Here is an 11,968-nt window from a genome sequence, read left to right as displayed (position 1 = left end):
CCGAATTTATTTCGGCACCCCACAGGAAAAGCCTGCATTAAAATCATCAACAATAATCTGTTAATTAATTTTAATGCAAGTCTAATGGAACTTGTTTCAACACCCCACTTGCTAAGCAACCACGCTTAGCAAACCGGTTACTTGTCCTGTGGGGTGCCGAAACAAGTTCGGCATGACGGCGTGGAGATGTCATTTCTCTTTCAGAGTCCAACGGATTTATACAATCTGGTAAATCACTTTCCTCCTTCTTTACCATAATGCATCAGCTTATTAGCCCAGGCAATAAAGTATTTTACATTGGGTGCATCGGTATGGCCGCCATCATGCTGGCGCCAGGCAAGCTCACCATCAAGCAAGCCGGTGTTAACAGGCGGCTTTTTTTCAGTTTTGTAATCATTTGATACTCCAATATCTTTTGCACCAAGCAGCTTAAATACAGAGCCGGCCGCCACCGTTGCCATATAGCTTCCCTGCTGATCGAGCCATTTGGCATCACCTTGTTCCGGAACACCGTAGCTAATAAAAGTAAACCTGGGTGCGCATAAGGCAATCAGCTCATGTGCATCTACCGGAAGGTCTTTAGCGGTTTTGGTACCAAAAACAGCATCCGATGCACCATATTTCATAAAGTTACCGGCCATCCAATAATATCCGCCGCCGGTAAGGCTTTCCACTGCTTCTCCAAAGTTTCGGCGGTGCAGCTTGGCCCCTCCCTCACCCGACGAACCGATCAGCCCCATGGCAAACCGCTGCTCAAAAGCCAGTGTTACCAGCGCTGCTTTTCCATAACGGGATACGCCTTCAATACCTACATGTTTGGTATCGACAGCCGGTTCAGTTTCCAGGTAATCCAATGCACGTGCCGCTCCCCACGACCAGGCACGCAAAGCGCCCCAATCCTCCGGCTTACGTGGCTGGCCTTTATTTACGAGGCCGATAATCCCTTTGGTTAAACCTTCGCCATTATCAGCCTGTATCGATGAAGGGTCTATCAGCACATAACCCCAGCCATTGGCTATCAGCTGCGTGGCAGTCGGCGGGTCGCCCTTCATTACCGGTAAACCGCCCGGGCCAAAAGGAGATTGTTCGGCAATAGGGTTATAGGCGGGATATTGCTCAAAAATGGTTTTAAACTCAGGGTGCTCTTTTAAAAGAAGTTCTTTCAATGCAGCGTTGATCTTTTCTACATCTGCAGGCGAAGGCTGGGCCGGCGCGGGCAAAGTGCTCCGGCCAAACATCATCAGTACAGGTACCGGTCCTTTGGCATTTGCTGGAACTACTAAGGTCATTTCAATATTTACGTTGATAAGCGGGTAAGCCGTATTATCAACATGACCGATAAGCTGTTTGGCAATTACCGGATAAAAGCCAACCCGCTCTTTGTCGGTTACCTTAACTGCCCAGGTTACTTTGGGAACGTTAGCGGGGATGCGGCCATAAACTTCGCGCTCCAGGTCTTCCACAATTTCGGGGCGGCGCTGTTTCCACCACATTTCGGCAGTAGTGACTTTTTTGCCATTCTTTAGCGTAAGGGCATCCGGTAAATCCGGGTACGGGTTAGCCAGCGCCTCATCATAATTAGCATGATTGGGGGCCGATTCATCACCGCTTGGCCCGTTACGCAAGGTTTTAATGCCCAACTGCTTCATCATGTTCTGATGGTCCTGATCGGCGGTAAAATTTACCGGGGCGGCATTTTGCGCTTTCGCCCCTACAGCGCATGTGAGTAAAAAAAAGAAGGCAGTACTTTTCATTGCTCCTGGTTTTAATTGGTTTATGGTTATTGCAGCTTATCGGTTTGGAAAGGTGATGCTGGCAAGCCCTCCTTATTATACAGGTTCGCCCCATCAGGATTATCGGCCCAGGCATACCTAACATGCAGCGGCGCGGGGATTTTATCGCTCCAAACCACCACTTTATTTCCTTTAATAATAGCTTTTGCCCAAACAAACTTTTTATCGGCCCCTGCTATTGCAAATTGCGACAGTTCTTCACTATCCCCAGCAATAAGCCCCGCACCTGTATTTTTAAAAGTAATCTCAACCTTATTCCCCTCAATTTTAGCCGATTGGTAAATCGGTCCGGATGGTACTACGTCTACATCGCCATAGGCCACATTTTCGGCAGCCCGGGCAAGCCGCTCCCCTACAGTTTTTTTATTGAGGGGGTGGATATCATTCCATTCGCCGGCATCGATGGTTACTGCCATACCTGTATTGGGGACTTCAAGGGCATTAAGCTGCCCATCGCGCAATTGGGCCCAACTGCTTTCGGTCGGTAAGTATTGTGCCTCGTTAAAGTTGGGAAGTTGGGCATAAATAAAAGGGATATTACCCTCCTGCCACCTGCTGCGCCAGTCGGCAATAAGGGCTTTCAGCAATTTACCATATTCTGATGCGCGGCTGGAATTACTTTCGCCCTGGTACCAAACCATCCCTTTAATGGTATAATTGATAACAGGTGCTACCATGGTATTGTAAAGCCCCGTTGGCTCATTCTGGGCCGAAAATTCAGGTTTTATCCAAACCGGTTCAAACACCTGCCCAACCTTGTATTGCCAATCGCCGCGAAGGTCGGTAGTATCTCCTGCTATTGCCAGATAGTATGGTTTATCAGGCACAAAACCTCCTTTGCCCGCTGTATTGATAACACGTACCACAATAATATTTTTACCCGGCCTTAATAAACCGGCGGGTACCGCGTAACGCCTTGGGGGGTACTGATAAGTAATGTTCCCTACCTTGCTGCCGTTAACATAGGTTTGATCGGCATCTACTATTCTGCCTAAAAAGAGTTTAGCAGCTTTACCCTGTACCGATGCCGGCAGGTTAATTTCTTTCCTGAACCATACCACCCCATTCAGGCCTTTTATACCCTGATCGGCCCAATAGCCCGGCAGCCAGAAATGATGCCAGTTATGCGGCCGATAAGTGGTATCATACCATGGTTGGGGCTCATTTAAGCCTTTATCTGTATCAGGCTGCTCTACAGGTTGCGGGTGTTTTTTCAATACGCTATCCATAAAAGCAGTACTACTAAATTGGGCAACCCTATTATGATATGATTGAATGTTTTTTAAACCCTCGCTGCCGATCCAGGCCTCAATAGGTGTACCGCCCACGCTTGAATTGATGATACCTATGGGCACATGGTATTTTTGATAAAGTTGCTTTGCAAAAAACCAGGACGCGGCGCCAAAACCTAAAACAGTTACAGAATCGGCTTTAGCCCATTTGCCGGGCAGCAGGTCCTGATGTTGTTTGGTTACATCAGCTTCTGTTTTTACAAAAAAATTCCTGATCTGCGGATAATTGGCTTTTGCAATTTCATCAGGATATTTTTCCTTAACCCGCTCCATGGGCAAAACCATGTTGGACTGGCCCGAGCAAAACCATACATCGCCAATTAAAATATCGCGGATAGTGACATGGTTACTACCGGTGATTTCCATAGTATATGGCCCCCCGGCTTTCATTGGCTGAAGGGCAATTTTCCAGGAACCGCTTTGGTCGGTAACTGTACGGTATGTTTTATGCTGAAAATTAACGGCGACCTTTTCACCTGCATCGGCCCATCCCCAGATTTTTACTTTCGCGTCGCGTTGTAACACCATGCCGTCCGCAACCAATTGCGGCAGGCGCACTATTCCATAGCACGGTAATATCAAACAAGCGAACAGCGCGACAAGTAATAGCTTCACTGACCTCATAACTCCGAAATATTTATTGATGGTTTATTTGACTAAGTAACAAATAAAAAAAGATTTGTGCAATCGATTGCACAAATCTTTTTTTATTTAATTTTTATTTGGTCAATAAATGATCATAAATGCAACCGCAGGCCTGCAACACGGTTGTAATGAACATTTTTTTGTTTAAAATCGCATTTATCAAAACCGGCAGATGGCTAAAACAAGAAATATCAAACCAGAGCAAAAGATTTCGTTCAGAGAGCGCCTGTCTGCATTGAGCAATCTCCCGGAATTTTTCAGGCTGGTATGGCAAAGCAGTCCGGGTAAAACAACGGCAAGCTTTTTATTACGCATAGCGCGCTCAGCCATGCCGGTTGCCTTGTTGTATGTAGGCAAGCTGATCATCGACCAGGTGGTATTGCTCAACCGCCACGGCGGAAGCCAGCATGACTTATGGAAACTTGTTATTATCGAATTTTTGCTCGCTGTGGCAACCGATGGCCTAAACCGGATGATCAGCCTGATGGACAACTTGCTGGGTGATCTTTTTGCTAACTACACCTCAATGCGCATCATGCGCCATGCGGCTACACTGGACCTGGAACAATTTGAAGATTCTGTTTTTTATGATAAACTGGAGCGGGCAAGGCAGCAAACTGTTGGCCGTACCGTGCTTTTGTCGCAGGTAATGAGCCAAATCCAGGATTTCATATCCATGACATTCCTGCTTACCGGTTTACTGACTTTAAACCCCTGGCTGATCCTGTTGCTGCTCATATCGATCATTCCTTCATTTATGGGGGAATCTTATTTCAACAGCCAAAATTACGCACTCACCAGGAGCCAGACACCCGAAAGAAGAGAGCTGGATTACGTACGCTACCTGGGTGCCAGTGATGAAACGGCTAAAGAAGTTAAGATCTTTGGTTTGGCTGATTTTATTATTAACCGCTTCAAAACATTATCAGATAAATTTTATGCCGATAACAGCAAACTGGCCGTGCGGCGTTCGGCCTGGGGCACCTTCTTTTCTGTTTTAGGCAGTATTGGCTACTATGCCGCATACGGATTTATTATTTATCAAACAGTTACCGGCAGGTCTTCTGTAGGTACACTTACCTTCCTGGCGGGTTCATTCCGGCAATTGAGCAGCCTGATGGAAAATTCGCTGAACCGCTTTACATCAGTTTCACAGGGAGCTATCTACCTGAATGATTTCCATGAGTTTTTTGAGATCAGGCCAAAGATCAAAGCTGCGGCATCTCCTTTACCATTTCCAAACCCGATAAGGCAAGGCTTTACATTTGAGGATGTGGGTTTTAAATATAACAATGCCGATTCATGGGCCAACAGGCACCTGAACTTTACCCTGCACCCCGGCGAAAAAATTGCCCTTGTTGGCGAAAACGGCGCAGGCAAAACTACGCTTGTTAAGCTGCTGGCCCGCTTATATGACCCAACAGAAGGCCGTATCCTGCTGGATGGTGCAGATTTGAGGGATTATGACATTACCGATCTCAGGTTAAACCTGGGCATTATTTTCCAGGATTATATCCGTTACCAGATGAGTTTTTCGCAGAACATAGCCGTGGGTAACATTGATGAACAGGACAATACCGAACTGATCCGTAAAGCTGCCCGGGAGAGCCTTGCAGATGCGCTTGCCGCCAAACTTCCGCTGGGGTATGAACAATGGCTGGGCAGACGGTTTAACGAAGGGGTTGAATTATCGGGCGGAGAATGGCAGAAAGTTGCGTTGGCCAGGGCCTATATGAAAGATGCGCAGGTGCTGATCCTTGACGAGCCCACTGCTGCGCTTGATGCCCGGGCAGAATACGAGGTTTTCCAGCGTTTTTCGTCTTTAACCCAGGGTAAATCGGCCGTGCTTATTTCACACCGGTTTTCAACGGCGCGACTGGCTGACCGGATCATCGTATTAGAAAAAGGCAAGATCCTTGAGGCCGGCACACACCAGGAGCTCATGGCTAACAACGGCCGTTATGCCGAATTATTTAGTTTGCAGGCGGCAGGGTATCAGTAAAAATGCGGTTTAAGCAAAGTATCCGTTAGGCTTTGAAAATAAAATGACACATCTCCACCACGTCATTGCGAGGCACGAAGCAATCGCGAACTGTACAGAGAGATTTGCAAAGCTGCTCTGCTAATAGGGGATTGCTTCTTACATTATAATGACGTGATCGTAAATTGTTGATTATTAAGATATTTTTTCGATGCGTTTTATGATATGGGCGTTGCCGTTAGCTAACGGGCCGGTCCGCCAGCTGGCGGATGCAAGTCCTCGCCTTGCCTGCCCCCGCAAACCCAACCCGCGCTGTGGGCTTTACGCTGCTATCCCTAACGCGCCCCCGCCCAACATCCCTAAAGTATAGCTTGTACGTCATTACATTTTTTTTCAGGATTTTTCTGATGGTTACTCGCAATGACGATCTTCCTATTCGTTTTTAACCGAACTTCGGGGTTCAGAGCAAAAAAACTCTACCACCAGGAGCCTTTATCTATTACTTCCTTTCCCGTTTAGCTTAGCAACAACAAGGTTACCAACCTTGTTCCCCTGCACAATACCATTATCAATAGCATCCATAAAATGAATGCCTCCCCAAAATCTCGAAATAGCTGCTTCTTTGGCGGCCTGTGTAAACGAGTTGAAATGCCTTGGCGGGATACCATAACTCACTTCAACATCATCGGTATATTTAAAATTATCGCCCAGGTAATGCGTGAGTATAACCGCGGCCGTTGTTGAAACCACCGAATGCCCGCTGATGTACTCGGGGAATGGCGGGGTTTGCAGCAGAGGTTTCCAATGCGGGTCTATATACCTGCGGATGGCAGTTTCGGGGCGGATGCGGTTGGTGCGGTATTTATCTTCCCAGCAGCAAATAAAACCATCCAGCAGGCCTATGGCTACGGCGGTATTGATCTGCACCGTTTTGGAAAAACCGGTTTTGGCCTGCTTACAGGCAATAGCCGTTATCCCCATCCAATGTGCCCCCGGCGAGATTTTTTTAAGGCCGATGAGCATGTGCCCGTCATTTTGAACGGCAAAAGGGTTACAATCCCAAAAATTGGCGATATCCTTTTCTTCCTGCTTTAAAGCATTGCCGCTTTTGGCGTAGCTCATCTGCAAAAACTTATAAAAAAGCGAGTTTTTATCGGTTGAAAAAGGGATAGGCGCATCGGGCACAAATTGCGCGGCCGAATCAAGCATCATGGGCCGGATGGTGTTAAAATATGGTTCAACCGGTAACATATATGCAGGCGGCGTAAGGTCCCAGCTGCCTGGTGTTTGCTTAAGCTTATAACGCGGATAGTTGTTTATTTTCCGGTAGCCATCGGCCTTGGCGTAAGCCAGGATTTGTTTACTGATTGTTTTGGCATAGCTTTTTGAACTGTCGATAACTTCGCTGCTGAAGCCGATATTTTTGCACGAATCAATAAAGGAAGATTCATACCCCAGCATCAAAGCCCCCGAGGGCAGCAGTTTGGCAGATGTTTCAAACATAGCCAGTACCGTGCTTAACTGATAATTATAACCTGTATTTTGTTTGGAGTGTTTGATATCCGGATATTGATTCAATACCCCGCGCATACTGCCGATCTGTTTGTCGTTTTCGGCAACTACCTCGTACCCGGCAAGGCAGGTATAAGCAAAAAAACGGGCGGCCAATGGCGGGTTGGTAACATCATGGATCATTACGCTGGTCATATGGCCAACAACCTTGCTCACATCCTGGTTGGTTAATTCGGGTTGCTTTTTCGGGCTGCAGCTTATCATCGCGAATAAGCCACAGGCAGGTATTAGCATCAACAATTTTTTCATTGCTTTTTATTATTGCTTATATGCCTTTAGTTTGCCTTTATCAAGGGCAAATAGTAAAACATTATTTAATTGAAGTACGCTCCTAACATCTCCCCTGATGTTGAAGCCCGATTGCTGCTGGTTTATATATTGATAGTTGCCCTTACCATCTCCCTTAAGCAATACGCCGTAATTGGCATCATATTTACCAAAGCGTATCCGGGCCTTGTTGATGTTGCCGCAAAGCAAAAGATCATCCTTGCCATCATGATCATAGTCAAATGAAGCAATGGTAAAAACCGGCGAATACTGGGCCTGTAAGGGTAATCCCGCCTGCTTTAATTTTCCTTGTGCATTACTGATAAAGCATGCTGTAGCCAGTTCATTAGCTGTCAGTTTTTTTACATCTTTCATTTCTTCGGCAGTAAAAATCGTGTCCATTGTGGCATCAGCATAACTTTTATAATCGGGGAACCGGCCCCGCATAACACTCAACTGATCAAGCAATTCATCGCGGCTTACAAAGGGATAACTTTTATGCTGAATGTAAAAACAAAGCATCGGGTCAACAGAGCCGTTATCATCAAAATCCTTGTAAAACATTTCCGCAGGTTCGGCATCGCTTGCTTTACATTGCGTATTTAAACCAATATTTCCGGCTATAATATCGGGATGACCGTCATGGTTGATATCGCTTACCTGTAAACAATTCCACCAGCCGGCATATTTTTTATCAAAATATTTTGTTGTGGCATCGGTTAGTTTGGCGCCGCTATTTTCAAAAACCGTAATCGGCATCCATTCGCCGGCCAGCACCAGGTCGGGCCTTTTATCGCCGTTCATATCAACCCAGGCGGCATCGGTCACCATACCTATATTTTTTATTACGGGATTATATTTTGCGGTTTCATCGGTAAAATGCCCCTTACCATCGTTAATCAAAATATAGCTTTCAGGCGCCTCGGGATATTGCCCGGGTATTACCCTGCCGCCAACAAACAGATCGGGGAAACCATCCCCATTAATATCGGCTGCTCTCACACAGCTTTTACTGCTGGTCATTTTGGGCAAAGCGCCATTAGCTTTGCTGAAGTTGCCTTTACCATCGTTGAGGTACAGCCTGTCCTGCAGCAGCACATCATCTGGTTTATAATCGGCATAACCGCCGGAGCATGCATACAGGTCGGGTTTACCATCGCCGTTGGCATCAAAAAATAAAGCTGCAGCATCGGTACTATTCTTGTCGGCCTCAAATGCGGGGACAGCTTTGCTTATAAACTTCCCATCTTTTTGCTGCAGGTATAAAACACCCGCTTTGCCGTCATGAGCACCGGCATAAATATCCTCCAGCCCATCGCTATTTGCATCGCCTTTGGTAAGGATGGAACCCGAAAAGGATATGGAGTTTACCATTAGCGGCTGCCGTTTAAAATCATTGGTGGTATTATCGCTTTCGCTTGATGCTATAGGGGCAGGTACCTCATTAAATACCGGATTGATTTGCTTTTGCGCCGGACTGGTACCCGACGCGTCCTTTTCATTTAAAACAAGCTGCTTATCTGCTTTTACTTTTTGAAGCACCTGCGACTTGCCGCTTTGCCAGGTGATCCTTAATGAATCTACCTGTTTATCTTTTCCCAATCCAAAATGAAGTACAGCCGACACGGTTGACTGGTAACCCCGGTTTGGCATTTGTTCCAGGTACTGCGTTTTAGTGCCCGAATAAATGCTAATCTTAGCACCTATCCCCTCCGTATTGCCCCCGCTGCCATTTAATTTTATAGATAAATAATGGTTGTCATTTTGCTTAGCCGCCTGGTTTTCATAAACAAAAGCAGGTTGATTGATATTGTTTACCACCAGGTCAAGGTCACCGTCGTTATCCAGATCGGCGTAGGCAGCACCATTGCTGTTTGATGGCAACGTTATGCCCCATTGCTCGCTTGTATTGGTAAATGTGGTATTACCATTATTTTTAAACAGGTAACTTTTCATTTGCGATGACGGCATCTGGTTTACAATATCCAGCAGGTCCTGCCGCATTACGCGCCTGTCTTTAAGGTTATCGCCCATAAACTTCAGGAAATCCATATTGGTATAGTCGCGGGTATAGCCGTTGCTTACAAACAGGTCTTTCCAGCCATCATTGTCATAATCGGCAAACAGGGGCGACCAACTCCAGTCGGTATTGGAAACCCCGGCCAACTGTCCTACTTCGCTGAACGAGTTATTGCCATTGTTGATCTGCAACATGTTACGCATATACTGGTAATAAAAGCCCACCCGCAGGTTCAGGTCGAAGGCTTCATAATTATCAACGCCGAACAGTAATTTTTGCCGTTTGTTATCTTCAGGAAGCATATCCAGGGTGTAGATATCGGGTTTGCCATCATTGTTAATATCGGCTACATCATTCCCCATGGAGTAAAACGAACTATGACCGATCTGTTTCTGAAGCTCATCGGTAAAACTGCCCTTCCCATTATTAATGTACAACCTGTCGGGAATGCTGTAATCATTTGATACGTAAATATCCGGCCAGCCATCGCCATTAATATCGGCAATACCGGCAGCAAGGCCATATGACAGCGATGTGTTGATAATGCCTGCAGCACCGGTAACATCAGTAAAATGATTATTGTCATTCCGCAGCAGCCTGATCCCCGATTCGTTATCTTTTTTGGCCGACATCTCTTTAACAAATGCATCATCAAGAATGCTGATCCGTGCGGGGTTGTGGTTAACTAACAACAGGTCGAGATCGCCGTCCCGGTCATAATCAAAAAAGTATGCCTGTGTACTAAATGATGGAAAATCGAGGCCAAAATCAGCAGTCAGATCTTTAAACATGGGTACCCCGGCGGCATCGTTGCCCTGGTTTATAAACAGTTGGTTCACCCGCTTTTCGGCCCTTATTTTACCCGAATAACATATATATATGTCCAGCTTACCATCGCCGTTAACATCGGCTATGGTAACGCCCGTTTTCCAGGGACCGGGCCTGCCTGCTACACCGGCATCGGCAGTAATATCCTTAAACTGCATATTACCCTGGTTCAGGTACAATTTATTATCGGTCATGTTGCCGGTAAAATAAAGGTCCTGCATACCATCGCCGTTTAAATCGCCAACTGCCACACCGCCTCCGTTATAGAAATACTCATACATCAGCACGTTGGTGTTTAAACCCTCGGTTAAGGTATTGGCAAAATCAATATGGGTTTGCCCTTGCTGCAATAGTTTAAATAGTGGTTGCTGGGAATTGGCGGAGGGTTCGTGATTACATCCCGCGGATAGCATCAGGGCACATACAACAGGGAACATCAAAAACGATCGTTCTTTTCGCTTTTTAAGCGGGAGGGGGCACCGGAATATCTTCATTTTGGTTTATTGTGGCTACGATAAATAGGCATCGCAAATTTGATGTCAATATAACAATTATTCTGAATGGAAAATATCTTTAGAAAAATAGCTTTTAAGCGACTGTGCGGAGCAGATTGATACCCTTATGAATAAGGGGGATACCGGTACAGTTAATCATAGCCTTGTAAAGGTTGTCGAAATTAACCTACATCAACAAAATTCCCCCGCACATTATTTAATTTCATATCGTAAAAGGAATTGCCATAAATGGCTCCAAATGCAATTATTATGGATTTCACAGCATATCAGCAGCTATTTTTCGATATTTTGAATAGCCCTAATCCGCCGGCCCCTTATGACAACCCGGATTATTTAAATTATACAAAGTTAAATTGGTCGCGCCAGCAGCGATGGTTAAAGGTTGGGGTCCTAAACCCGGATCTGACAAATGCCATCGAAAGGATCAGCAAACCACAATTATGGACGGTTATTACCGAGGCCTGGTGCGGCGATGCTTCGCATACCATACCATTCCTGCATCGCCTTTCGGAGCTAAATCCGCTCATAAAAGTTGATTATCAGTTAAGGGATTCGCCGCCGTTTTTGATCGAGAGTTACCTTACCAATGGCACCCGGTCAATCCCCAAGATCATTATTGCAGGCGAAAATAATCAAGCCCCTGGTACCTGGGGGCCCCGGCCGGCCGAATGCCAGCGATTATACCTTCAAATGGTTAAAGACCATGTTGAAATGGGCGAAAAAAAGATAGCATTGCAGAAATGGTATAATGAGGATAAAGGCGAAAGCTTTCAGCTGGAGTTTTTAGATATTATAAATCAGCTACAATGATTTTGGCAAAAACCAACTTTCATCCAAAGGCTACTGTATGTGTACCCATTTAAAAAAAAGTCATTACGATAGGGCCGGATGGGCGTGAACGATGGGCGAAAGAGAAATCTTCTACATCGGGCTAAGCAACTATGCCTGTAAAAGCAGGGCGTAGAAGATTTCTCCTCGCCTCCAACGCACAAATCCCACCCTGGGTCGTCGAAATGACATTTTTTATATAATAGTACAATAAAAAAGATATGGGC

General features: G+C 45.9%; 6 protein-coding genes. 2 read left to right on the top strand and 4 right to left on the bottom strand.

The genetic code is table 11. The features are described 5' to 3' along the window. Positions 1-233 precede the first annotated feature (233 nt). The gene (locus SNE26_RS26840; protein WP_321556918.1) at positions 234-1,754 is read right to left on the bottom strand and encodes an acetylxylan esterase; all 1,521 of its coding nucleotides are present in this window, start codon (positions 1,752-1,754) and stop codon (positions 234-236) included. Positions 1,755-1,780: 26 nt separating this feature from the next. Next, positions 1,781-3,709, bottom strand: a complete 1,929-nt coding sequence (locus SNE26_RS26835; protein WP_321556917.1) for a sialate O-acetylesterase — start codon at positions 3,707-3,709, stop codon at positions 1,781-1,783. Between the two features lie 193 nt (positions 3,710-3,902). Here SNE26_RS26835 and SNE26_RS26830 point away from each other — a divergent pair, with 193 nt between their 5' ends. Then, the gene (locus tag SNE26_RS26830; RefSeq protein ID WP_321556916.1) at positions 3,903-5,732 is read left to right on the top strand and encodes an ABC transporter ATP-binding protein; all 1,830 of its coding nucleotides are present in this window, start codon (positions 3,903-3,905) and stop codon (positions 5,730-5,732) included. A 471-nt stretch (positions 5,733-6,203) separates the two neighbouring features. Here the strand turns inward: SNE26_RS26830 and SNE26_RS26825 are convergent, their stop codons facing one another. Both SNE26_RS26825 and SNE26_RS26820 read right to left on the bottom strand, forming a co-directional pair. Beyond that, the gene (locus tag SNE26_RS26825; protein ID WP_321556915.1) at positions 6,204-7,532 is read right to left on the bottom strand and encodes a vanadium-dependent haloperoxidase; all 1,329 of its coding nucleotides are present in this window, start codon (positions 7,530-7,532) and stop codon (positions 6,204-6,206) included. A gap of 9 nt (positions 7,533-7,541) precedes the next feature. Beyond that, positions 7,542-10,892 carry a VCBS repeat-containing protein gene (locus SNE26_RS26820; RefSeq protein WP_321556914.1) on the bottom strand — a complete coding sequence of 1,117 codons (3,351 nt, stop codon included), beginning with the start codon at positions 10,890-10,892 and terminating at the stop codon, positions 7,542-7,544. Positions 10,893-11,162: 270 nt separating this feature from the next. Between SNE26_RS26820 and SNE26_RS26815 the strand changes: the two genes are divergently transcribed. Next, a complete protein-coding gene (locus tag SNE26_RS26815) occupies positions 11,163-11,723 on the top strand; it encodes a thioredoxin family protein (RefSeq protein WP_321556913.1) in 561 nt (186 codons plus the stop codon). Positions 11,724-11,968: the final 245 nt, after the last annotated feature.

The sequence above is a fragment of the Mucilaginibacter sp. cycad4 genome (genome assembly GCF_034263275.1).
Lineage (GTDB): Bacteria > Bacteroidota > Bacteroidia > Sphingobacteriales > Sphingobacteriaceae > Mucilaginibacter.
This window is presented reverse-complemented; position numbering and strand designations above follow the sequence as displayed.

Bases quoted from the DNA above. Each gene is read 5' to 3' on its own strand.
- SNE26_RS26840 (WP_321556918.1), bottom strand. From the start codon at position 1,754: ATGAAAAGTACTGCCTTCTTTTTTTTACTCACATGCGCTGTAGGGGCG.
- SNE26_RS26835 (WP_321556917.1), bottom strand. From the start codon at position 3,709: ATGAGGTCAGTGAAGCTATTACTTGTCGCGCTGTTCGCTTGTTTGATA.
- SNE26_RS26830 (WP_321556916.1), top strand. From the start codon at position 3,903: ATGGCTAAAACAAGAAATATCAAACCAGAGCAAAAGATTTCGTTCAGA.
- SNE26_RS26825 (WP_321556915.1), bottom strand. From the start codon at position 7,532: ATGAAAAAATTGTTGATGCTAATACCTGCCTGTGGCTTATTCGCGATG.
- SNE26_RS26820 (WP_321556914.1), bottom strand. From the start codon at position 10,892: ATGAAGATATTCCGGTGCCCCCTCCCGCTTAAAAAGCGAAAAGAACGA.
- SNE26_RS26815 (WP_321556913.1), top strand. From the start codon at position 11,163: ATGGATTTCACAGCATATCAGCAGCTATTTTTCGATATTTTGAATAGC.